General features: G+C 68.8%; 22 protein-coding genes. 13 read left to right on the top strand and 9 right to left on the bottom strand.

The window, feature by feature from the left end; translation table 11 throughout:
- Positions 1–20 precede the first annotated feature (20 nt).
- From ACY466_RS19655 to ACY466_RS19665, 3 genes are all read right to left on the bottom strand, one after another.
- Positions 21–788: a deoxyribonuclease IV gene (locus tag ACY466_RS19655; RefSeq protein ID WP_463248247.1), complete on the bottom strand. Its 768-nt coding sequence runs from the start codon at positions 786–788 to the stop codon at positions 21–23.
- Positions 789–815: 27 nt separating this feature from the next.
- On the bottom strand, positions 816–1,781 hold the full coding sequence (locus ACY466_RS19660; RefSeq protein ID WP_463248251.1) for an NADPH:quinone oxidoreductase family protein: 966 nt from the start codon (positions 1,779–1,781) through the stop codon (positions 816–818).
- A 91-nt stretch (positions 1,782–1,872) separates the two neighbouring features.
- Positions 1,873–4,140, bottom strand: a complete 2,268-nt coding sequence (locus tag ACY466_RS19665) for a putative bifunctional diguanylate cyclase/phosphodiesterase (RefSeq protein WP_463248255.1) — start codon at positions 4,138–4,140, stop codon at positions 1,873–1,875.
- A 250-nt stretch (positions 4,141–4,390) separates the two neighbouring features.
- Between ACY466_RS19665 and ACY466_RS19670 the strand changes: the two genes are divergently transcribed.
- From ACY466_RS19670 to ACY466_RS19680, 3 genes are all read left to right on the top strand, one after another.
- Complete coding sequence (locus ACY466_RS19670) at positions 4,391–5,023, top strand: TetR/AcrR family transcriptional regulator (RefSeq protein ID WP_463248258.1); 633 nt, start codon at positions 4,391–4,393, stop codon at positions 5,021–5,023.
- Positions 5,020–6,222: an acetyl-CoA C-acetyltransferase gene (locus ACY466_RS19675; RefSeq protein ID WP_463248262.1), complete on the top strand. Its 1,203-nt coding sequence runs from the start codon at positions 5,020–5,022 to the stop codon at positions 6,220–6,222. Before ACY466_RS19670 ends, ACY466_RS19675 begins: the two co-directional genes overlap by 4 nt.
- A gap of 115 nt (positions 6,223–6,337) precedes the next feature.
- Positions 6,338–7,273, top strand: coding sequence for a calcium/sodium antiporter (locus ACY466_RS19680; RefSeq protein WP_463248266.1), 936 nt, complete (start codon positions 6,338–6,340; stop codon positions 7,271–7,273).
- 22 nt (positions 7,274–7,295) lie between these two features.
- Here ACY466_RS19680 and ACY466_RS19685 read toward each other — a convergent pair whose 3' ends face one another.
- Positions 7,296–8,483: an AAA family ATPase gene (locus ACY466_RS19685; protein WP_463248269.1), complete on the bottom strand. Its 1,188-nt coding sequence runs from the start codon at positions 8,481–8,483 to the stop codon at positions 7,296–7,298.
- Between the two features lie 412 nt (positions 8,484–8,895).
- Between ACY466_RS19685 and ACY466_RS19690 the strand changes: the two genes are divergently transcribed.
- Positions 8,896–9,309, top strand: coding sequence for an alpha-isopropylmalate synthase regulatory domain-containing protein (locus ACY466_RS19690; RefSeq protein WP_463248272.1), 414 nt, complete (start codon positions 8,896–8,898; stop codon positions 9,307–9,309).
- 39 nt (positions 9,310–9,348) lie between these two features.
- Here ACY466_RS19690 and ACY466_RS19695 read toward each other — a convergent pair whose 3' ends face one another.
- Positions 9,349–9,942 carry an Rv1733c family protein gene (locus ACY466_RS19695; RefSeq protein WP_463248276.1) on the bottom strand — a complete coding sequence of 198 codons (594 nt, stop codon included), beginning with the start codon at positions 9,940–9,942 and terminating at the stop codon, positions 9,349–9,351.
- Positions 9,943–10,130: 188 nt separating this feature from the next.
- Here ACY466_RS19695 and ACY466_RS19700 point away from each other — a divergent pair, with 188 nt between their 5' ends.
- The 3 genes from ACY466_RS19700 (at position 10,131) to ACY466_RS19710 (ending at position 13,047) form a co-directional block, all read left to right on the top strand.
- Positions 10,131–11,021 carry a metal-dependent hydrolase gene (locus ACY466_RS19700; protein ID WP_463248279.1) on the top strand — a complete coding sequence of 297 codons (891 nt, stop codon included), beginning with the start codon at positions 10,131–10,133 and terminating at the stop codon, positions 11,019–11,021.
- Positions 11,018–12,085 (top strand): PDR/VanB family oxidoreductase, encoded by a 1,068-nt coding sequence (locus tag ACY466_RS19705; protein ID WP_463248282.1) that lies wholly within the window; start codon positions 11,018–11,020, stop codon positions 12,083–12,085. Before ACY466_RS19700 ends, ACY466_RS19705 begins: the two co-directional genes overlap by 4 nt.
- Before the next feature lie 62 nt (positions 12,086–12,147).
- Positions 12,148–13,047: an alpha/beta fold hydrolase gene (locus ACY466_RS19710; RefSeq protein WP_463248285.1), complete on the top strand. Its 900-nt coding sequence runs from the start codon at positions 12,148–12,150 to the stop codon at positions 13,045–13,047.
- Between the two features lie 7 nt (positions 13,048–13,054).
- Here the strand turns inward: ACY466_RS19710 and ACY466_RS19715 are convergent, their stop codons facing one another.
- Positions 13,055–13,441: a YchJ family protein gene (locus ACY466_RS19715; protein ID WP_463248289.1), complete on the bottom strand. Its 387-nt coding sequence runs from the start codon at positions 13,439–13,441 to the stop codon at positions 13,055–13,057.
- A gap of 152 nt (positions 13,442–13,593) precedes the next feature.
- Here ACY466_RS19715 and ACY466_RS19720 point away from each other — a divergent pair, with 152 nt between their 5' ends.
- Together ACY466_RS19720 and ACY466_RS19725 are read left to right on the top strand one after the other, a co-directional pair.
- Positions 13,594–14,292, top strand: a complete 699-nt coding sequence (locus ACY466_RS19720) for a FadR/GntR family transcriptional regulator (protein WP_463248292.1) — start codon at positions 13,594–13,596, stop codon at positions 14,290–14,292.
- 305 nt (positions 14,293–14,597) lie between these two features.
- Positions 14,598–16,013, top strand: a complete 1,416-nt coding sequence (locus ACY466_RS19725; RefSeq protein WP_463252377.1) for a stealth family protein — start codon at positions 14,598–14,600, stop codon at positions 16,011–16,013.
- Positions 16,014–16,037: 24 nt separating this feature from the next.
- Here ACY466_RS19725 and ACY466_RS19730 read toward each other — a convergent pair whose 3' ends face one another.
- The gene (locus ACY466_RS19730) at positions 16,038–16,979 is read right to left on the bottom strand and encodes a phosphodiesterase (RefSeq protein ID WP_463248297.1); all 942 of its coding nucleotides are present in this window, start codon (positions 16,977–16,979) and stop codon (positions 16,038–16,040) included.
- A 161-nt stretch (positions 16,980–17,140) separates the two neighbouring features.
- Here ACY466_RS19730 and ACY466_RS19735 point away from each other — a divergent pair, with 161 nt between their 5' ends.
- From ACY466_RS19735 to ACY466_RS19745, 3 genes are all read left to right on the top strand, one after another.
- Positions 17,141–17,359 carry a heavy-metal-associated domain-containing protein gene (locus tag ACY466_RS19735; RefSeq protein ID WP_463248302.1) on the top strand — a complete coding sequence of 73 codons (219 nt, stop codon included), beginning with the start codon at positions 17,141–17,143 and terminating at the stop codon, positions 17,357–17,359.
- Positions 17,356–19,644 carry a heavy metal translocating P-type ATPase gene (locus ACY466_RS19740; RefSeq protein ID WP_463248306.1) on the top strand — a complete coding sequence of 763 codons (2,289 nt, stop codon included), beginning with the start codon at positions 17,356–17,358 and terminating at the stop codon, positions 19,642–19,644. The genes ACY466_RS19735 and ACY466_RS19740 overlap by 4 nt, the downstream gene beginning before the upstream one ends.
- Before the next feature lie 80 nt (positions 19,645–19,724).
- Positions 19,725–20,735 (top strand): sigma-70 family RNA polymerase sigma factor, encoded by a 1,011-nt coding sequence (locus ACY466_RS19745; protein WP_463248310.1) that lies wholly within the window; start codon positions 19,725–19,727, stop codon positions 20,733–20,735.
- On the opposite strand, the gene ACY466_RS19750 is transcribed toward ACY466_RS19745, so the two are convergent.
- On the bottom strand, positions 20,700–21,689 hold the full coding sequence (locus ACY466_RS19750) for an LLM class flavin-dependent oxidoreductase (RefSeq protein WP_463248314.1): 990 nt from the start codon (positions 21,687–21,689) through the stop codon (positions 20,700–20,702). The genes ACY466_RS19745 and ACY466_RS19750 overlap by 36 nt on opposite strands.
- Before the next feature lie 282 nt (positions 21,690–21,971).
- Between ACY466_RS19750 and ACY466_RS19755 the strand changes: the two genes are divergently transcribed.
- Positions 21,972–22,340, top strand: coding sequence for a histone-like nucleoid-structuring protein Lsr2 (locus tag ACY466_RS19755; protein ID WP_463248317.1), 369 nt, complete (start codon positions 21,972–21,974; stop codon positions 22,338–22,340).
- 111 nt (positions 22,341–22,451) lie between these two features.
- Here the strand turns inward: ACY466_RS19755 and ACY466_RS19760 are convergent, their stop codons facing one another.
- Entirely contained in the window at positions 22,452–22,697 is a 246-nt protein-coding gene (locus ACY466_RS19760; protein ID WP_463248321.1) for a 3-oxoacyl-[acyl-carrier-protein] synthase III C-terminal domain-containing protein, read from the bottom strand.

Consider the following 22,697-nt stretch of genomic DNA (forward strand, 5'->3'; position numbering starts at 1 on the left):
GCTCCAGTTCGTCGAGCCCGTCAGTTCGTCGAGCGCAGGAACTCCACGTCGTCGGCCATGCCCTCGGCGGGAGTCTCCAGCAGAACGGGCGCACCCGAGGCCGACGCCACCGCCGCCAGCACCTCGGCGTCGATGGTGCCGGCGCGGAGGTTCGCGTGCCGGTCGCGCGCGGAGTCGAACTCGTCGCGTGAGTTGTTGAGATGCACCAGATCGATGCGACCGGTGATCGCCTTCACGCGCTCCACGGCGTCCACCAGATCCTCGCCGCCGGCCCACGCGTGGCACGTGTCGAGGCAGAACCCGGCTCCGAATTCGCCGACCGCGTCCCACAACCGAGCGATGGCGTCGAACCGTCGGGCCATGGCGAAATCACCGCCCGCGGTGTTCTCGATCCAGATCGGCACCTCGAAGCCGCCGGCGTCGGCCTGGCGTTCGAACAGCTTGCGCCAGTTGGCAATGCCCTCGGCGGGGTCCTCCCCGTCGCGGACGTGGCCGCCGTGCACCACCATGCCCAGCGCACCGATCTCGCCCGCGACCGCCGCCTGCTGTGCGACCGCCTTGCGAGACGGGATCCGGATGCGGTTGTTCAGGCTGGCGACGTTGATGACGTACGAGGAATGCACCACCACGTCGATCGCGCTGTCGCGCACCGCTTCCAGGCCCTCGCCGACCGTCGGCTTGTTCCACTTCTGCGGGTCCGTGAGGAACAGCTGAACGAGGTCGACTCCGAGTTCCTCCGCCTCACCGAGCGGGTTCTCCGAGTTCCGGACGTGTGCACCGATACGCATGGGGCGAGCCTACCCGGGGCTCGAGGATCACACCGTGACGACGACCTTGCCGACGGCCGTGCGGTTCTCCAGGGATGCGATCGCCTCGCCGGCGCGGTCCAGCGGGTAGACGGCGGGCTCGGGCGCCGACAGCGTGCCCGACGCCAGGAGCGGCGCCAGTTCGGCCCACTGGGTCGCGGTGTAGCCGGGACGGGTCATCCACCAGGCGCCCCATCCGGCGCCGACGACCTCGACGTTGTTGAGCAGCAACCGATTCACCTTCACGGTGGGGATCTCACCGCCGGTGAAGCCGATGACCACCAGGCGCCCGGACGCCGCGAGCGATCGGATGCTGTCCGTGAAGCGGTCTCCGCCGACGGGGTCGATGACGATGTCCACTCCGCGCCCGCCGGTGAGCTCCTTGACGGCGTCCTTCCATCCGTCCACGAGCACCACGTCGGTCGCACCGTTCGCGCGCGCCACGTCGGCCTTCTCCTCGGTGCTGACCACGGCGATGGTCCGCGAGGCGCCGAGAACGGGGGCCAGCCGCAGCGCGGAGGTACCGATACCGCCCGCGGCACCGTGCACCAGGACCGTCTCGCCGTCGGCCAACCGACCGCGCTGTCGGAGTGCGAAGTGAACCGTGAGGTCGTTGAAGAGAATGCCGGCGCCCGCCTCGAAGGAGATGGAGTCCGGCAGTCCGAAGACCAGCTCGGGGTTCGCCACGGCGACCTCGGCCATACCGCCGCCGAATCCGGTCAGCGCCGCCACCCGGTCACCGGCCGAGAAGCCCGAGCCCTCGGGTGCGGACCGCACCACGCCGGCCACCTCGCTGCCCGGGACGAAGGGCAGGTCCGGCTTGTACTGGTACAGACCACGACTGAGCAACGCGTCGGGAAAAGCGACTCCTGCGGCTCGCACGTCGATGACGACTCCGTCACCGGTGGGCTCGTCGATCTCGGTCACGGTGAGGGCGTCGGGGCCCTCGAGGGTGGTCACCTGAACTGCGCGCACGGATGGTCCTTCCCGGTCGACCATAGGCCCGAGTGGCACGAGTCGACTCGGCCCTCAGGCTACAAGCGGGACCCGACGCAACTGTGGCGGGTCACACACTTCCCGTCAGGGCGCCCGCCGCCGCCTCGACCGATCGCACGGTGGCGGGAACGTCGGCGTCCGCGACCGGCCGCGCGATGTGGAACCCCTGCACCGCGTCGCAGCCGAGGTTGTTCAGCGTGAACAGGGTGTGCTCGTCCTCGACTCCCTCGGCGATGATGTGCAACCCCATGGTGTGGGCCAGCGAGATCGTGGACTGCACGATCGCGAGGTTGGCGAGATCGGTGGTGAGCGAGGTGACGAAGGATCGGTCGATCTTGAGTTGCTGCACCGGCAGCGAACCGAGGTAGGCCAGCGAGCTGTAGCCGGTGCCGAAATCGTCGATGGACAACGAGACACCCAGCGCGCGAAGGGTGTTCAACGTGTCGATGGACCGCTCGGGATCCATCATCGCGGAGGTCTCGGTGACCTCGAAGACCACGGCCGAGCCGGGAAGACCGTGCCGTTCCAGCGCGCTGGACACCGCTCCCGCGAGGGTGGTGTCCACCAGGTCACGGACGGACAGGTTGATCGCGACGTCCACGTCCAGACCCGCGAGGCGCCATCGGCGACAGGCGGCCATGGCCGTGTCCAGCACGTACGCGGTGACGGCCGGCAGCATCCCGGTCTGCTCGGCACTGGGCAGGAACGCAGCCGGCAGGAGGAGCCCCTCCCGCGGATGTTGCCATCGCAGAAGGGCTTCCAGTCCCGTCACGCGCCCGTGCACCAGGTCCAGCCGCGGCTGGAACCTCAACTCCAGTTCTCCGCATTCGATCGCGTGGTCGAGCTCGCCCATCCGTCGCAGCTGGTCCACTCGATCGATGTCCATCGAGTCGTCGTAGACCGCAAGCCGCGGTTGACGTTTCGCTGCCTCCACCACGGCGGCGTACGCACGCTGGACCAGTTCGTCGGACCGCACCCCTACACCGGCGAGGGCGATTCCCACGCCGCACTCCACGGTCACGTGGATGTCGCGCACGGCCAGCGGCGAGCCGACCGCGCGCTGCACCGCCCGCGCGATCTCCTCGGCCTCGCCGCGGTCCACCCCGCCCGCGAGCACCACGGCGAACTCGTCCCCTCCGAGGCGTCCGACCACGCTGCCGGGCGCGACGGTGGCCACCAGGCGCCGCCCGACCTCGACCAGAACCTGATCGCCCACCGAGTAGCCGAAGGTCTGGTTGACCTCCGAGAACCGGTTCAGATCGACCAGGAGCAGGGCGACGTCGTCCCGGCCTTCCGATCCCAGGATCGACGACAGCCGTCGACCGAGATGGCTGCGGTTCGCCAATCCCGTCACCCCGTCGGTGGTGGCGGCGGTACGGAGTGCGGCGGACTGCCCCTGCAGGACGGTGAGGAACGACCACGCCCGCAGCGACGCCAACACCACCAGCACCGATGCGCCGGTGACGGCGGCGGGGCCCCAGTACGTGACCGGCACGCCGCGGACCAGCTGCACGCCCATCGCGAGCGGCGTCATGGACACGGCGACGGTGAGCAGGGCCAGGCGCATCGAACCGGACCTCGACCGGCTGATCGTCACCACCCTGGGGGGTTCGTCGAACCGCAGGCCGGCGACCGCGAACAGCACGTAGGAGGTGAGCCAACAGAGATTGAGCACCGTGACCGCGAGGGGCCCGTCGGCCCGCACCACGTAGGACGAATAATCCGCGACCACCATGAGTGCCATGGCACCTCCGAGCAGCCAGTGCGTGGGGGATGCGGCGCGGCGCTCGAAGACCACCAGCACCACCAGCACCAGCAGCAGGTCGTCGAACTGGGTGTAGAACAGTCCGAACCACATCGACGCGTCCCACGTGGGGCCGCCGACCGGATCGGACAGCAGCACCCACGAGGCGAGGCCGACGCCGGCGGTCACGATCGCGGCCTCGAGCAGATCCGTCGGTCCCAGCAGGCTGCGGTTCTCGGTGCGCGCCGTGACCAGGGCCACGAAGATGAGCAGATACCCCATGACATAACCGGCGTCGGCCACGGACAGCGACGCCGGTTCCTGTCCTCGGCTCTCGGCGATCCCGTAGATCACGTCCGATGCGACCCAGATCGACAACGCCAGCGCCAGGATCCACCACGAGTGCGAACTGATCTTGTTCCGAACCCGGATGCCGTACACGACGGCGGCCACGGAGAGGGCCGCCACCAGGCAGTAGACGACGGTGCGCGCGGCGACGGACGGGATCAGCGCGTAGACGATCAGGGCGGCGACACCGGCGACCAGAAACCGGGACGACGACGAGGACAGCGCCACGAACGCTCCCTTCTGCACGCACCGGGTCCCCGACCGATCACACGAGTCCACCAGAGATCGGCGCGGGATGTCACCGTTCCCGTGCCATTGTTGCTGCCCGAACAGTAACCGACGTCCCGGTCGGCGCCTGCCGTCAAGTGAATGCGGGCTAACCGAATGCGGTAAAGTCGCAGACCACAGGCCCGACCACCGGGCGGCGGCGACAGGAGGGGGCACGATGGCCTCGACCACCCCTGCACCTGCGGTAGCGCATACCGAGCGGTCGAGAATGAAAGCCGAACGCCGGAGCAATCTCGTCGATGCGGCCGCGGTGATCGTCGCCGAGCGCGGGTACCACGGCCTTCGGCTCGAGGACCTCGGTGCCGCCGTGGGGATCAGTGGACCGGCCGTCTACCGCCATTTCTCCAACAAGGAAGCCGTTCTCGTCGAATTACTCGTGGGGGTGTCGGAATTTCTCCATTCCGGGGGCGAGGAGGTGGTGCGTCGCGATCTCCCACCACTGGAGACGCTGCGGTCCCTGGTCGCCTTCCACCTCGATTTCGCGCTGTCCTCGCCGCGCCTGATCGAGATCCAGTTCCGAGACCTGGCGAACCTCCCCGACGATGCGCGTCGGCGTGTACGGCTCCTGCAGCGTAAGTACGTCGAGATCTGGGTCCGCACCCTGCGGCAGCTCGACGCGGACCGCACCGAGGAGGAGGCACGCGTCCAGGCCCACGCGGCCTTCGGGCTCCTGAACTCCACCCCGCATTCGGTGGGCCGCGTCCCCGCCGCACTGCTGGAATCCCGACTGTCGACCATGGCGCTGAGCGCCCTCGACGTAGCCGACACCACCGCGTCACCGACCACCACCGCGTCACCGAACACCACCGGCAACACCACGAGCAGTGAGGAAATCGCATGACCGCATCCGAAGACACCCGGTCCGTGATCGTCGCCGGGGCACGCACCCCGGTCGGCCGACTGATGGGCTCGCTGTCCTCCCTGTCCGGGTCCGACCTCGGCGGTGTCGCCATCGCCGGCGCCCTCGAGAAGGCCGGAATCCGCGGCGACCAGGTCGACTACGTGATCATGGGTCAGGTCCTCACCGCCGGCGCCGGACAGATCCCGGCCCGCCAGGCCGCGGTGGCCGGCGGCATCCCCATGTCCGTCCCCGCGTTGACGATCAACAAGGTGTGCCTCTCGGGAATCGACGCCATCGCGTTGGCCGATCAGCTGATCCGCGCGGGGGAGTTCGACGTGATCGTCGCGGGCGGCCAGGAATCGATGTCGCAGGCCCCGCACATGCTCGAGAAGAGCCGCACCGGCTTCAAGTACGGCGACGTCACCATGCGCGACCATCTCGCGTTCGACGGGCTCTACGACATCTTCACCGATCAGGCGATGGGCGCACTCACCGAGGACGCCAACCCGGACTCCATCACCCGCGAGGAGCAGGACGCTTTCGCCGCCACCTCGCACCAGCGCGCGGCCGCGGCGTGGAAGAACGGCGTGTACGACGACGAGGTGGTGCCCGTGACCATCCCGCAGCGCAAGGGTGATCCGCTGGTGGTGTCCGAGGACGAGGGCATCCGCGCCGACACCACGGCCGAGTCCCTCGCGAAGCTGCGGCCGGCGTTCGACAAGAACGGCACCGTCACCGCGGGATCCGCCTCCCAGATCTCCGACGGCGCCGCCGCCGTCGTGGTCATGAGCAAGGCCAAGGCCCGCGAACTCGGCGTGGAGTGGCTTGCCGAGATCGGCGCGCACGGAGTGGTCGCCGGACCGGACTCGACGCTGCAGCAGCAGCCCGCGAACGCCATCGCCGCGGCGTGCGCGAAGGACGGCATCGACGCCGGGTCCCTCGATCTGATCGAGATCAACGAGGCCTTCGCTGCCGTCGGTATCGCCTCGACCCGCGAGCTCGGTCTGGACCCGGACACGGTGAACGTGAACGGCGGCGCCATTTCCATCGGCCATCCGCTGGGAATGTCCGGCGCTCGCATCGCCCTGCATCTGGCCCTCGAGCTGCAGCGACGCGGCGGCGGCACCGGTGCGGCGGCGCTGTGTGGCGGCGGCGGTCAGGGAGATGCGCTTATCCTTCGGGTACCCGCTCGACACTGAGGCCTGCTCACACCGAACACGGCCTCGGTCGAGGCCCTGTCCGTCGACCCACCCGCTCCGCGCCGATTCCGGGTCCGGGGCGGGTGGAGTCCTGTGTGAACGATGGTGTTCGAAGATGGAATGGCTGCTCGTTGCCGCCGGGTTGATCCTGCTGATCTTCGCCGGCGACATTCTGGTCCGTGGAGCGGTCAACCTGGCCCTGAGGCTCGGCGTCCCCGCCCTGATCGTCTCGCTGACCATCGTGGCGTTCGGAACCTCGGCTCCCGAGCTGTTGATCTCCGTCCAGTCGGTGCTCGAGGGCGTCCCCGGCCTCGCGCTCGGCAACGTCGTCGGCTCCAACACCGCCAACGTTCTGCTGGTGCTCGGCATCCCCGCGCTGATCGCGGTGATCCGCACCGGAGAGCGCGACGTCCGCAGCAGCTATCTACAGATGCTCGCGGCCACGACACTGCTCATCGTGCTGTGCGCGTTCGGCACGCTCACCTGGATCAGCGGCCTGATTCTGCTCGCCGGACTGATCGCCATGCTCGCCCACGCCGTGGTGACCGCACGCCGCGCCCACATCACGCCCGACGTCGAGGGCGCCGACCCGTCGATGCCGTGGCCGCGCATCGTGATCTACCTGATCCTGGGCCTGGTGGGGCTTCCCATCGGATCGAACCTGCTGATCGACGGAGCCACCGTGATCGCCTCCGACTTCGGCCTGTCCGACGGCGTCATCGGCCTGACCCTGGTGGCCGTCGGGACCTCTCTGCCCGAGCTCGCCACCACGGTGATGGCGGCCATTCGCGGACACGCGGACGTCGCCCTGGGCAGCGTCATCGGCTCGAACCTGTTCAACATCCTGGCCATCACCGGCATCGCGACCCTCGTCGGACCCATCCCGGTGGACTCGCAGTTCCTGACCCTCGACCTGTGGGTCATGGCCGGGGCCGCGTTGGTCATGATTCCGCTGGTGTTCTTCCGAGCGAACCTCACTCGCATCTGGGGCGTCGGGTTGACCGTGGCCTACGCCGCCTACCTCGGGGTGTTGCTCCTGTCCGGGGTGTGAGCCCCGGGCGGTCGGCGAAGCGTCACTCGGCCTGCGCTCGGAGGTATCGGCCGAAGTGAGGGACCGTGAAACCGATGGACCCGCGCTCGGCCGAGTAGATCAACCCCTTCTTGATCAATCCGTCCCGGGCCGGGGACAACGACGCCGGCTTCCGTCCCAGTTCCGACGCGATCTTCGCCGTCGCCACCGGCCCGTCGTCACCGGACAGGTCGGCCATCGCCCGCATGTACTCGCGCTCGGCCGGGGTGGCGCGCTCGTACCGGGAGCCGAAGAAGCCCACCGCCAGCTCGTCCTCCGCGGTGGGGGCGGCGACTCGGACGTCGGCCTCGGTGATGGGGCTCTCCGCGGCGTGGTCCCAGGTCGCCTTGCCGTACGCCTGGACGAAGTACGGGTATCCGTCGGCCGCGGCGTAGAGAGCGTCGAGGGCCTCGGTGGTGAACTCGACGTCCTCGCGCTCGGCCGGGGCGATGAGCGCGAGATCGGCGGCGCCGCGCTCGAGCCGGTCGATGCGGTGGTAACTGAACAACCGCTCGGAGTAACTCTTCGACGCGGACAGCACGGCCGGCAGGTGCGGCAGTCCCGCCCCGACGACGATCAGCGGGGCCGCGTCCTGGCTCAGCTCGTGGCAGGCCCCGCAGATCGCCGAGATGTCCTCGGCCCCCAGATCCTGCATCTCGTCGATGAAGATCGCGATACCCACACCCACGTCGCGCGCGAGGGACGCTGCATCGAGGAGTAGTTCCACGAGGTCGATCTCGATGTCGCCGGTGTCGGCTCGGCCCTTGAGGGCGGGCGCGTCGATCCCCGGCTGCCACTTGTCGCGCATCCCCTTGTCGGCGGACGCCCGGAGGGCGAACGACTTGAGGACGCCGAGGAACTGAACGACGCGCTCGGGATCGCGGTGGGCGACGGCGATCTCGCGGACCGCCATGTGCAGGGCGGACGACAGCGGCCGACGCAGGTCCTGGTCCGGGCGCGCCTCGATCTTGCCGGTGCCCCACCGCCGCGAGATGGCCGCGGAGCGGAGGTGGTTGAGCAGCACCGTCTTTCCCACGCCGCGCAGCCCGGTGAGCACCACGCTGCGCTCGGGGCGGCCGCGGGCGATGCGTTCGAGCACCACGTCGAAGGCGTCGAGTTGCTTCGATCGACCGGCGAGTTCGGGGGGTCGTTGTCCGGCGCCGGGGGCGTACGGATTGCGCACGGGGTCCATGACCGCACGCTATCGCCTCGTCCGGTCATTCTGGCCTTCTCTAGCGCGTGTCCTAGAGAGTTTCGGTGTCGTCGACGTCTACTGCTCTCTAGCGCAGAACCGAGAACGGCGTCGAACCGAGAAGAACGGCGTCGGTTCGAGAATTCCGTCCACCCTTGCCCGACGGTTCACGGTCGGTCTACTCTCGAGTCATGTCGCGCATGCTCGTAGTTCGCCGCCGTAGCGGGGTCTGATTCGGACCGACCCCTCGCTGCGGGGTCTCGAACTACCTTGTCGGTCCTTCCTCCGTACGGAAAGACCCGCTTCCATGAGCATCTCGCACGATTTCTCGGCCCGTGATTTTTCTGCCGATTACGCAACCGTTCACCGTTCGTCTCCTGTGCCACGGGCGCTGCTCGCCGAGGCTGAGACCATGTCGTTCGCCGAGTTCGCCCAGACCGCCGAGTACGCGCAGACCTACGCCCCCACGTCCGGCCCCGTTCGCCTCGGCTCGGCCGAGTGCGCCCCTCGCGGAGCCGGGCGCTTCGAGTTCACCGCCACGCTTGCCGTGGGAGACAGCATCCGCAGCGCCTCGGCCCTGTGCCACGGGCCCGCCGAGGCCATGACGTCGATGCTCTACGACGCCGGGATCCACCTCGAGATTCTCTCGTTCCACCAGCAGCAGACGGAGGCGGGTACGGTGACCTTCGTTCACGCGCAACAGGATTCGCGCGAAGCCTGGGCGATGGGCGTCGGCGCCGACGCCACCGAATCCACGGCGAGGGCGTTGGTGGCGGCCGCGAACCGGCTCCACGTCGCCGACCGGACGGGTGAGCGGACGGCCTGATCGAACCAGCCCGATGGCTCAGGCCACCAGCCCGATGGCTCAGGCCAACAGCCGCGTGAGCGCGTCGTCCCACTCCCTGTCGCGGAGTCGCTCGTAGCGGCGGACCGACGCCGCCCAGATCACCGACAGCGTCACGGCCGACACAGCGAGCGTGGACACCCCGGCGAAGATCCCGAGAACCACGATGTCCACACCGTTGGGGATCGGCGCGGTCCGCTGACCGTCGGCACCCACGGTGATGGTGGTGGCGGTACCGGCCGGCCGGTCGGCGGGCACCAGCACCTCGCCGCGGTAGGTGATCCCACGCAGAGTCCACTCGGCCGGAGTCCCCACGATCGCCCCGGCCGGCGTCGCCGTGTACTCCGAGGTCATGGACGCCGGAATTCGGGACGCCTCCGTGGTGGTCGCCGTCACCTCGGTGGTGGTCGCCGCGAGATCGGCCACCGCGTCGGCCTGCGCGTTCGCCGCGCCCACCCCCGCGACCACGGCGAACGGGATCGTCAGCAGGAACAGGAGAACCAGAACGCGGTAGGTGCGTCCCTCGGCCCGATCGACGGGTCGCACGAGGGGGCCGTCGACGCGGGAGGATGCGGACTGCTGTTTTCCGGTCGGCCTGTCCGAAGAATCGGCCATCGTCGTTCCGCCTCTCGTCTCGCCCCGCGTCTTCTTCGACATTCCTCCTGGCCAGGGGGCTCGGGCAACACCGCTGCCGCACGTCACATGTGGGCGTCGACACTGCCCGGGCTTTACCGTTACTCCCTGTCATAGTAAGATTCGGTGATCTGAGCCACGCACATGCGTGAACAGGGAAGGACGAGTACATGACCGCAGTAGGACACGACCCGGACAACCTCGTCCTCCATGCCCGCGATGTGCAGTTCGACTGGGACGGCCTGCCGATGCACTGGATTCCGGGCGATCCGTTCTCCACCCACGCGCTGAACGTCCTGCACCTGCTGCTGCCGGCCGGCGAGGAGTGGTTCGTGGCGACGTTCACCCAAGCCCTGCCGTACATCGAGGACGAGAACCTGCGCGAGGACGTCATCGGGTTCATCGGCCAGGAGGCCATGCACTCGTCCGCGCACTCCGGCGTCCTCGATCATCTGAAGGACAGCGGTCTGGACCCGACGCCGTTCACCGACCAGATGAACTGGGTCTTCTCGAAGGTCATCGGTCCCCGCCCCGTCACCAGTCGGCGGACCCAGAACCACCTCGTCGAGCGGCTCGCGCTCATCGCCGCGATCGAGCACATCACCGCGTTCCTGGGCGACTGGGTGCTCAACGCCGAGGGCCTGGACCGCGCGAACGTGCACCCGACCATGCTCGACCTGCTGCGCTGGCACGGATCGGAGGAGGTCGAACACCGTTCCGTGGCGTACGACGTACTGCGGTACTTCGATCGCCGCGAGGTGCGTCGGCTGCGAACCCAGGTCCTCGTCGCACCCCTGCTCGTCTACCTCTGGGTACGTGGCACGCGTTTCCTCATGATGAACGATCCGCTGCTGGCCGACGGTCCCGCCTCGGGTCGGCGCCCGACGCCGCTCAAGTGGCGCAGCGCCGCTCGGCGCGGCACCGTGCCCGGTCCCGTCGATCTGACGGTGCGGCTCATGCGGTACTTCCGGGCGAGCTACCACCCGAGCCAGGAGGGATCGACGTCCCAGGCCGTCGCGTACCTGGCCTCCTCACCGGCCGCGCGAGCAGCGTCCCAGTGACGAGCCTGCCCCGCGACCTGCGCGGTCGCCCGCGCAGCGACCGGGCGCTGGGCGTCCTCGGCCTGTTGGTGGGCAACTACCTCGGGGCCATGTCGCGCGTGCGGTACAACCCCGAGGTCGCCGGACGCACGCCCGACTCCGCGGCCACGCTCACCGTCGAGTCCGTCGTCCCCGCCACCGACGACGGCGAGGTCGTGATGATCGATCTGGTCGACGCGGGCGGATCGATCCTGCCGGCGTGGCGGCCCGGATGCCACGTCGACGTGCACCTCACCCCCGGCTTGCGTCGGCAGTACTCGCTGTGCGGCGACCCGGCCGATCGATCGCGGTACCGCATCGCCGTCCGCCGCATCCCGTCCGGCCGCGGCTCGGCCATCATGCACGGGCTCACACCCGGATCGACGGTCACCGTGCGCGGCCCTCGCAACGCGTTCCCCTTCGCGGAGGAATCCCGCGTGCACTTCGTGGCGGGTGGCATCGGGATCACCCCGATCCTGCCGATGGTGAAGGCGGCCCACGCCGCGGGTCTCGACTGGAGCTTCGTCTACTGCGGACGCTCGAGGGCCAGCATGCCCTTCCTGGCGGAGATCGAGAGCTGGGAATCGGAGCGGGTGACCGTTCGAACCGACGTCGAGCACGGAATCGCCACGGCGGCAGACGTTCTCGCCGGCGCTCCCGAGGGAGGCGCCGTGTACTGCTGCGGCCCCACCCCGATGCTCGAGGGCGTGCGCACCTCGTTCGCGTCCTGCGCCGCCCGGTCGCTGCACTTCGAGCGGTTCGGCGCGCCTCCCGTGATCGGCGGTCACCCGTTCCGCGTCGTGCTCGCCAAGGAGGGTCGCACCCTCGAGGTACCGGCCGACCGATCCGCACTCGACGTCATCAAGGACGAGTTCCCGGCCGTCGCGTACTCGTGCCGGCAGGGCTTCTGCGGAACGTGCAAGGTGCGGGTGCTGTCCGGCACCCCCGAACACCGCGAGAAGCGACTCACCGCCACCGACCGCGAGGACCACATGCTCATCTGCGTCTCCCGCGCCGAACGTGGTCCGTTGGTGCTCGACCTGTGACCGCCGAGCCCACAACCCCTGTGCCCACAACCCCTGTGCCGCAACAGAACAGGAGCGCCGCCATGACCGACGAAGTCCGCTCCACCGTACGCAACGGCGACATCGAGCTCGCCGTCTTCACCTCCGGCAACCCCGACGGCCCCACGCTGGTGCTGGTGCACGGCTGGCCCGACACCCACGTGCTGTGGCAGCACGTGCGCCCCCACCTGATCGACCGTTTCCGCGTCGTCACCTACGACTCTCGCGGCGCCGGGGAATCGACCGTCCCCACCGACAACGCCCGCTACCTGCTCACCGAACTCGCGGACGATCTGCGCGCCGTGATCGACGCGGTGAGCCCCGGCACGCCCGTGCACGTCCTGGGACACGACTGGGGTGCCGTCGAGACCTGGGAGGCCGCCGCGGATCCCGCTGCGGCACAGCGCATCAAGTCCTACACCTCGGTGTCCGGGCCGAACCTCGATCACCTGGGGCAGTGGGTGCGTGCTCGTCTGCGCCGCCCCTCGCTTCGCGGCATCGGCCAGGTCCTCGCGCAGTTCCGCGCGTCCTGGTACACCGTGACCTTCCAGAGCACCCGGCTCGCCCGCATGCGCATCGACCGTCAGTACGGTCGCGGCTGGGGGACCTTTCTCCAGGAGTTCTCGAACGTCGACCCGTCGATGGTGACACCGTCGGACACGCTGTACGACGACGCCGTCAACGGCGTGCGGCTCTACCAGGCGAACCTCGTGTCGCGCCTGACCCGGCCCGGCCGAAAGTTCGTCGACGTTCCGGTCCAGCTGATCGTGAACACCGAGGACATCGCCGTGCGGCCGTTCCACTACGACGACACCCACCGGTGGGTCCGCGACCTTCGCCGCACGGACATCGCCGCCGGCCACTGGTCACCGCTCTCGCACGGGCCCGAGCTCGCGAGGATCACCGCGGCCTTCGTCGACGAGATCGAGGCACGGGAAGCCTGAGCTCCCGTTACAGCTCCTCGACGTACATCCACACGCCGCTCACCCGCTCGAATCGGCTGTTCTCCCGCATCTCGCCGACTCCGGAGCGGCCGCGTCGGCGGTCGCGGAAGTGCGCGACGAAGTCCACCGTGCCGGAGGTGTGCAGCATGCCGCCGCCCGTGACGGCCAGGACGTCGAGCCCGGTCCACTCGCGGTCGTCGTCGAGATCCAGCGAGGCCGGCCGAGTGTCGGGGTGCCACGTGCGCAGGACATGCCGGGCGTCGCCCAGGTGGTACGCCGTGTAGCGAGAGCGCATGAGCCGCTCGGCCGTGGGAGCGGAGATGTCCCCGGTCACCACCGGTTCGCAACAGCGACCGAACGGGACGTTCGATCCGCAGGGGCAAGGCGTGTCCATGCGGGCGACGCTACGCCGGCCGGTCGATCGGTAAGTATCACGGTTTCTAGTGCAAACAGAAGAACAACGAAGACAACCCGATCGACACGTCCGACCGCCCTGCCGGCGGTGCCCGATTTGCCCCTCACCGAGTCCTCGTTCACAGTGTCGCCATGACCCTGTCCGACAGTTGGGCCAGCAAGCAGACGATCGTGACGCGCGTCGGCGCGGCCGAGGCCGTCCTGGCCGAACTCCGCAGCGCCATCGAGGGCGGTGAGCTCGAGGTGGGGACGCGGTTGCCCTCCGAGGCGTCGCTGGCCACGCGCTTCGGCGTGAGTCGCTCGGTGGTGCGCGAGGCGCTGCGCTCGACCACCGCGCTGGGTCTGACCGAGACGCACACCGGCAAGGGGACGTTCGTCGTCTCGTCGTCGGTGGAAACCAACGCGGTGTTCGGCAAGCACTCGGCGGCGTCGCTGCGCGAAGCACGCCCGCACATCGAGATGCCGGCCGCCGCACTCGCCGCCGAGCGGCGCTCGCCGGAACAGATGCACGCGCTGCGCACCCTGCTCGAGACCATGACCGCCGAGACCGATCCTCGACGCTGGGTGGAGCTCGACGCCGAGTTCCACCTGCTCATCGCCCAGGCCAGCGGCAACGAGATCTTCATCGCCGTCCTCGCCGAGATCCGCGAGGCCCTCTCTCGCCAGTCCGAGATGGTGAACCTGCTGCCCGACCGTCGGGAGCGGTCCAACACCGAGCACGCGAGCATCGTCGACGCCATCGAGTCCGGCTCCGGTCCCGACGCGTCGGACGCCATGGACCGGCATCTCACGCGCGTCCAGGAAGCGCTGGGGTTGCTGCGGGGGCAGTAGCGGGTACTCGGTCGTTCGAGAAGGCTCCAGTGACCGCTCGAACCGGTCCGGACCACACCCTGCGGTCTCGTACACTGAGCTGAATCGAGCAAGCAGGGGGCCGAATCGAGCAGCAAGGGACGGACACCATCACACAGATCGTCGAGACGCCCGATGTCTACCTGGTTCCGCCCGAGAGCGACGGAGCCGACGACATAGTCCGGGCGTCGGCCGCATCGCGCGCTCGGTTGTCCGAACGCAGCGACATCGCCGAGGTGAAGGACCGCTTCGCCCTCGCGATCACCACGACCACGCCGCACGAAGCCATGGTCGAGGACCTGCTGTTCCTGCGCGACATCCTCGATCGCGCCGGCATCGACTATCTGCTGGTCCGCGGCAACGACGAACGGCCTGTGGTCGCCATCGATCGCCTGCGCCGCAGGGAACTGCGCCAGGCTCTCGTCGCGGGCTGCGCCGACGAGCCGTTCTACTCCCGGTCGATGGACGCCAAGAAGGGCAAGACGCTCCTGGTCGCCGACGGCCTGCTGGCGTCGTCGAACCAGGCTCGGATCTTCCGCCTCTTCCGACCCCGCGTCCACGTGGCGAGTCGGCTCTCGTACGGTGCCGCGACGGGGGTGCAGATCGAGTTGTGGGACATCTCCGACGACGAGATCGTGCTGCCCGTCGAGAACTCCCTGACCCGACGCGTCATCCGGCCCGACGAAGCCGTGCGGGGCACGGTCGAGCGCTTCGGTCGGCACTGGCCGACCATCGAGAACATGTTCGCCGACCACGCGTCGGACATCGATTTCGACATCGACCTGGTGTTCTCGTGGGTGGACGGCACCGACCTCGAGTGGCAGGCCGAGCGCGCGGCGCGGATGAACACCGTCGTCGTCGGCGAGGGTGACGACCACGAGGCACGCTTCCGCCAGATCGACGAACTGCAGTATGCCCTGCGATCGGTTCACCTGTACGCGCCGTGGATCCGACGCATCTTCGTCGTCACCGACTCCACGAAGCCCGCTTGGCTCGCCGATCACCCCGACGTGACCTTCGTGCGCAGCGAGGAGTTCTTCGCCGATCCGTCGGTGCTGCCCACCTACAACTCGCAGGCCGTCGAGTGCCAGCTGCACCACATCGACGGGCTCGCCGAGCACTTCCTGTACTCCAACGACGACATGTTCTTCGGCCGTCCGGTGGGTCCACAGATGTTCTTCTCACCCGGCGGAATCTCGATGTTCGTCGAGGCCGGGATGCGCATCGGGCTCGGCAGCAACGACGAGCAGCGCAGCGGCTTCGAGAACGCGGCCCGCGTGAACCGTCGACTGCTGCACGAGCGGTTCGGCCGCATCACCACCCGCCACCTCGAGCACGCCCCGGCGCCGTTGCGCCGCAGCGTCATGTTCGAGCTCGAACGCGAGTTCCCGGCGGAGTTCGCCGCCACCGCCGCCAGCGCGTTCCGCGCCAGCGACAACATCTCCGTGACCAACTCGCTGTACCACTACTACTCGCTGCTCACCGGCCGCGCGGTGGTCCAGACGGCGGCCTCGGTGAAGTACATCGACACCACGATGCGCACCGGGCTGCGGGACATGGAGCGCCTGCTGGCGAAGCGTTCGATGGACTTCTTCTGCCTCAACGACGGCAGCTTCCCGGAGATCCACGCCGACGAGCGGGCAGCGGCGGTCACCGACTTCCTCACCCGGTACTTCCCCATCCCGGCCCCCTGGGAGAAGTAGCGCCGTCGCCCCTCGGGCCCCGGGTCAGCGCTGGGACGTGAGGGTGCTCGCCGAGGCGTCGGCGATGACGACGCCCGCCTCGGCCAACCGTCGTTCCGTCTCGTCCGCGGACACGTAGGTCCCCACGGTGTCGCCGGTGCTGATGGGGACGACCGAGTGCACGACGGTGTCCCGCTCGTCGCGGCCGTCGCCGTAGACGTGGATGAGGTTGTAGGCCTGCGCCGCGTCGCGACCGCGCTGCGCACCGACGGGGACGTTGAGGTCCTGGGTATAACAGGTGGCCGACGCCACGGACACCGGAATTCCCGCGAAGACGGCGCTGGTGGAGTAGTGCAGGTGGCCCGCCAGGATGGCGCGGACATCGGTGCCGCGCAGCACATCGGCGAGCGCACGCTGGCCCCGCAGTTCCACCAGCACCGCGAGATCCTGGACGCATGGGACCGGTGGGTGGTGCATGGCGAGGACGGTGCCGTGCGGAGCCGGAACGCTGAGTTCGGCTGCCAGCCACTGCAACTGGTCATCGGTGAGCTCGCCGTGGTGATGACCGGGCACGGTCGAGTCGAGCGTGATGACGCGCAACCCACCGATCTCGACGACTCGATCGACCGGGTCCGTGGACGGGGGCTCGTCGAGCAACCGGGTGCGGAACGCGGCCCGATCGTCGTGATTGCCCATCGCCCACACGAGGGTGGCGCCGACGGCATCCGCAGCGGGTTGCACGAGTGCGCGCAGCGACTCGTAGGCGGCGGGTTCGCCTCGATCGGCGAGATCGCCGGTGAACACCAGCGCTTCGGGCCGCGCGCCCGATTCGGCGAGTTCGGCGAAGATCTGCCGGACTCGCTCTTCGCTGTCGACGGCGTCGTAGAGTTCCCCCTCGCCGACGAGGTGGGTATCGCTGAGGTGGACGAGGAAATGGTCCGGGCGAGGGTGCTCGGCACTCCGCCAGGATGGTTCCGAGTGCTCCATCGGTGTGCTCTCGCTTTCGCTGCTGCGTCACTCGTGGTGGTCGAACTCGTGTGGTTCACGATGGGCGGGTGGGTCCGTTCCCAGCGTAGCCCTCGTAGGTGAACACCGGGGTCCTCCGCGCACCCTGGCGCGCCTATACCGTAGGGGGGTATGGTAACTCCATGACCACTCGAACCATCACCGTCAGCGGCATGACCTGCAACCACTGCGTCGGCGCGGTGTCCGAGGAGATCGGCGCACTCGACGGCGTCACCTCGGTCGATGTGACGCTCGACTCCGGGAAGGTCCGCATCGACTCCGATTCTCCGATCGACGACGCCGCCCTGGCCGCCGCGGTGGACGAGGCGGGTTACGAGATCGCCGATCTCGGTACACCGTGACCGTTCCCACCGCCGAGTCCGCGGCATCGGCCTCGTCTGCCGACACCGCTCGGCGCATCGATCTCGACATCGGCGGTATGACCTGTGCGTCGTGCGCCAACCGCATCGAGAAGAAGCTGAACAAGCTCGACGGCGTCAGCGCCACGGTCAACTACGCCACGGAGCGAGCGAGCGTCCTCACCTCCACGGCCACCGTCGATCAGCTGGTCGCCACCGTCGAGAAGACGGGCTACACGGCGGCCGTGCCCACTCCGGCCGCGCATCCGGCGGCCGAGGACGGTCCGTCGCCCCTCGACCTCTCCCGACGCCGGTTGCTCATCTGCATCGCCCTGACGGTGCCGGTCATCGCCATGGCGATGGTGCCCGCACTGCAGTTCGAGTACTGGCAGTGGCTCTCGCTGACTCTCGCTGCCCCCGTCGTGGTGTGGGGCGGCTGGCAGTTCCATCTCGCCGCGGCGACCAATTTCCGACACCGTGCGACGACCATGGACACGCTCATCTCGGTGGGCACCCTGGCCGCGTTCGGCTGGTCGCTGTACGCCCTGTTCTTCGGCACCGCCGGGATGCCCGGTATGCGGCACCCGTTCGCGCTGACGGCCGAACAGGGCACCGGTAGCGCCAACATCTACCTCGAGGCCGCCGCCGGCGTCACCACGTTCCTGCTGGCCGGGCGCTATCTCGAGGCCCGATCCAAGCGGGCGTCGGGCGCCGCGCTGCGCGCCCTGCTCGAGGTCGGCGCCAAGACCGCCACCGTCGTCCGCTCCGGCCGCGAGCACCAGGTGTCGGTCGACGATCTCGCGGTCGACGACGTGATCCTGGTGCGCCCCGGCGAGAAGATCGCAGCCGACGGCGAGGTGATCGACGGCGCCGCCGCGGTGGACCAGTCGATGATCACCGGCGAGTCCATCCCCGTCGACAAGGCCGTCGGCGACGCCGTGACCGGGGGTACCGTCGCGGCCGACGGCCGCCTCGACGTCCGGATCACCCGCGTCGGGTCCGACACCAAGCTCGCGCAGATGGCCCGGATCGTCGAGGAGGCGCAGAACGGGAAGGCCGAGGCCCAACGTCTCGCCGACCGGATCTCGTCGGTGTTCGTCCCCGTCGTCATCGCCATCGCGCTCGTGACCTTCGGCGTCTGGCTCGCCGTGGGCGGCGGCTGGAGCACGGCGTTCACCGCGTCGGTCGCGGTGCTGATCATCGCCTGCCCCTGCGCCCTCGGCCTGGCCACGCCCACCGCGCTCATGGTGGGCACCGGCCGGGGCGCGCAACTCGGGGTGCTCATCAAGGGCCCCGAGGTGCTCGAGCAGACCCGGCGCGTGGACACCGTCGTCGTGGACAAGACCGGCACCGTCACCACCGGCGAGATGAGCGTGCAGTCCGTGGTGGCCCCGTCTGCCTCTCCCGCCGAAGTGCTGGCGCTCGCCGCGGCCGCCGAGCGCGGGTCCGAACACCCCGTGGCCCGGGCCATCGTGACCGCGGGCGAGGCCGACGGCGTCGTCGAACCGGCCGAGAACTTCGCGAGCACGCCCGGTCGCGGTGTCGCGGCGACCGTGTCCGGACGACGCGTGCTCGTGGGCCGGCCCGATCTGTTCGACGGTCCACTGCCGATGGACCTGCGCGACGCGATGACCGAGGCCGAGAACCGCGGATCGACGGCCGTCGTCGTCGGGTGGGGTTCTGCCGGCGCCGACACCGACACCGCTGCCGCCGTCACCCCGCGGGGCGTGATCGCGGTGTCCGACACCGTCCGGCCCACGTCCGCCGTCGCCATCGCCGAACTGCGTGCACTCGGACTCGACCCCGTCCTCCTGACCGGCGACAACGAGGCGGCCGCGCGCGCCGTCGCCGACGCCGTGGGAGTCGATCGGGTCATCGCCGGAGTGCTGCCCGAGCAGAAGGTCGACACCGTGCGGTCGCTGCAGGAATCGGGCCGGGTCGTGGCCATGGTGGGCGACGGCGTCAACGACGCCGCCGCGCTCGCCGTCGCCGACCTCGGACTCTCCATGGGCACCGGTACGGACGCGGCGATCGAGGCGGGCGACCTGACGCTGGTTCGCGGTGACCTGAGAGCAGCGGTCGACGCGATTCGCCTGGCGCGCGCGACCCTGCACACCATCCGGGTGAACCTGTTCTGGGCGTTCGCCTACAACGTCGCCGCCATTCCGGTGGCCGCGGCCGGGCTGTTGAATCCCATGCTCGCCGGCGCGGCGATGGCGCTGTCGTCGGTCTTCGTGGTGACGAACAGTCTTCGGTTGCGTCGGTTCCGGTCCGCCGTCCGGCTGTAGGACGTCCGGCGCTGTCGGGGGGCAGTTCCGTCGGTGCTTTCCGGCGGCGAAAGGCCCGTCCGAGGATTACTCTGCTCGCCATGACGACGACCGGTTCGGCGCTCGATCAGGACTTCATGTCGCTCGCGGAGCCGTTCCGCCGGGAGCTGACCGCCCACTGCTACCGCATGACCGGGTCGATCCACGACGCCGAGGACCTGGTCCAGGACACGTTCGTCCGGGCGTGGCGGGGTTACGGAAACTTCAAGGGCGACTCGTCGCTCCGCACGTGGCTCTACCGCATCGCCACCAACACCTGCCTCACCTCGCTCGAGGGGCGCAGACGTCGGCCCCTGCCGTCGGGCCTGGGCGCGGCGGCCTCGGACCCAGCGGACGAGCTGATCGAACGGCACGAGATCGCGTGGCTGGAACCGCTGCCCGACGCGGTGCACGACACCCCCGACGATCCGGCCACGACGGTGACGTCGAGGGAGTCGGTGCGACTCGCGTTCGTCGCTGCGCTGCAACACCTTTCGGCGCGCCAACGCGCGGTGCTGGTGTTGCGTGAGGTACTCCAGTGGCGCGCGTCCGAGGTGGCGGAACTGCTGGGAACCACGACGGCGGCCGTGAACAGCCTGCTCCAGCGTGCCCGCGCCCAGATCGACGCGATCCTGCCGGAGGAGGGAACGCTCGCCGAACCCGAGTCACCCGAGACTCGCGAGCTTCTCCGTCGGTACGTCGAGGGGTTCGAGAACTACGACATCGACGGCATCGTGAAGCTGTTCGCCGCCGAGGCCGTCTGGGAGATGCCGCCGTTCACCGGCTGGTACCGGGGCGCGGCCGACATCGGCGCACTGATCTCCACCAAGTGCCCCGCCACCGGGCCCGAGTCGATGCGGATGATCGCCACCACGGCCAACGGCCAGCCCGCGTTCGGGCTCTACATGCTGGGCGCAGACGGCGTGCACCGGCCGTTCCAGCTGCACGTCCTCGAGATCACCGACTCGGGCGTCGCCCACGTGGTGTGCTTCTTCGACGTGCAGCTGTTCGACCGGTTCGGGCTTCCGCCCGTGTGGTCAGACGCCGACGCCGAGGTGCGCGTCGGCGAGTAGCTCGTACGATCGCAGCCAGGTGTCGGTGTCGCCGATGATGCTGGCGACGATGACCTCGTCGGCGTCCGCGTGCGCGGCGAACTTCTCCAGGTAGTCCGACGCCTCCTCGGGCGTGCCGACCGCGGTGTACTTGACCATCTGCTGGATCTGCATCCCGGCGGGGGACTCCATGATCATGTCCACCTCCTCCGGAGTGAAGGACCGGCCGCGGCCGACCATCTGCACCACGCGATCCCGGACTCCGGCGTCGTTGAGCGCCTGCGCCTCGGCCGTGGTGGGCGCGACGACCGCGTTGACCCCGGCGATCACGTACGGCCGGTCGAGCTGGTCCGACGGGCGGAAGTTCGCACGGTAGACCTCGACGGCTTCCTCGAGAGAGTCCGGAGCGAAATGGGAGGCATTGGCGTACGGCAGTCCCAGGTGCGCGGCGAGCTGGGCACCGAACAGCGACGATCCGAGAATGTACAGCGGGACGTCGGTTCCGTGACCGGGCACTGCCTTCACTCCGGGAACCAGGGAGTTCGCCCCGAGAAATCCTTGCAATTCCTGGACGTCGCGCGGGAACGAGTCCGACGACGACGGGTCGCGCCGCAGTGCTCGCATCGTGACCTGATCCGAACCCGGCGCTCGACCGAGCCCCAGATCGATACGTCCGGGGTGCAAAGTCGCGAGCGTTCCGAATTGCTCAGCAATGGTCAATGGCGAATGGTTGGGCAGCATCACACCACCGGACCCCAATCGGATGGACTCGGTGTGTGCCGCGACGTGCGCGATGAGCACCGAGGTCGCCGACGAGGCGATGGAGGCCATGTTGTGGTGCTCGGCATACCAGATTCGCTTGTAGCCCTTGCGTTCCGCGAGACGAGCCAGCGCGACGCTGGAGTCGAACGTGGTGCGAGCCGTGCCCCCGGCACCGATGTGCGCGAGGTCCAGGATCGACAGTGGTACAGCCACGACAGTCACCTTCCGATAGAGATCTCCTGCGTGCAACACCGGCCACGCCGCGGTTATTTCGGGTAAGGATCGTCCGCGGCCCACGACACCGTCGTCGAACCGAACGGTTTCCATCGTGGAGATAACGAAGGATTCACCGGCCCGCCTCTACCTACGATCCGTTCAATTGTTTAAGGTGTGGTACGCAGCTGTAGTCACTCGACTCTTTCTCGGTTCACCACCGACGGCGTCGGACGGCCATGGTTACGACTTCATTCGGGGATATATCGAGAGGACGCCTTCATGGCCAAGCAAGTTTACGTCGAATTGGTCGACGATATCGACGGATCGCCGATCAAGACCGGCAAAGGCGAGACCATCGGATTCGCGGTCGACGGCGTGGAATTCGAGATCGACCTCGGTGCCAAGAATGCCAAGGAATTCCGCAAGCAGCTCGACTACTGGTCCGAGCACGCCACCCGGGTCGGTGGCCGCGCCAAGAAGGCGTCCAAGAAGATGACGTCCGCCGAGAACGGGAGCGCCGGTTCGGCGCGGGATCCGCTGCAGACCAAGGCAATCCGGGAGTGGGCCAACAACAACGGATTCACCGTCTCGAGTCGTGGCCGGATCCCCTCCGAGGTCGAGGAGGCGTACAACTCCGCTCACGCGTGAGGGTGTGCGCGCGGGTGCACGGCACCCGTCGCGCGGCGCCCGATCGAAGTGAGGGTGCCGTTGGGTCCGTCTCGCGACATCAGGGGGCCCCTCACTCGCGTGGGTGCGCACTCAGGCTGCGTGGAACAACATCGTTTCCGCGGTGAGGCCGGGGCCGAACGCCATCGCACACCCGTTTCCCGTGTCACCGCGTTCCATCATTTCCGCGAGAACGAACAGAACTGTCGCCGAGGACATGTTGCCGTAATTGTCCAGAACGTGTCGCGATGCGGACAGAGCGTCGGATTCGAGGTGCAACGCGCCCTCGACCGCGTCGAGGATCGATCGCCCGCCCGGGTGAATGGCCCAGAGGTCCAC

It is taken from the genome of Rhodococcus sp. K11/5, assembly GCF_055193735.1.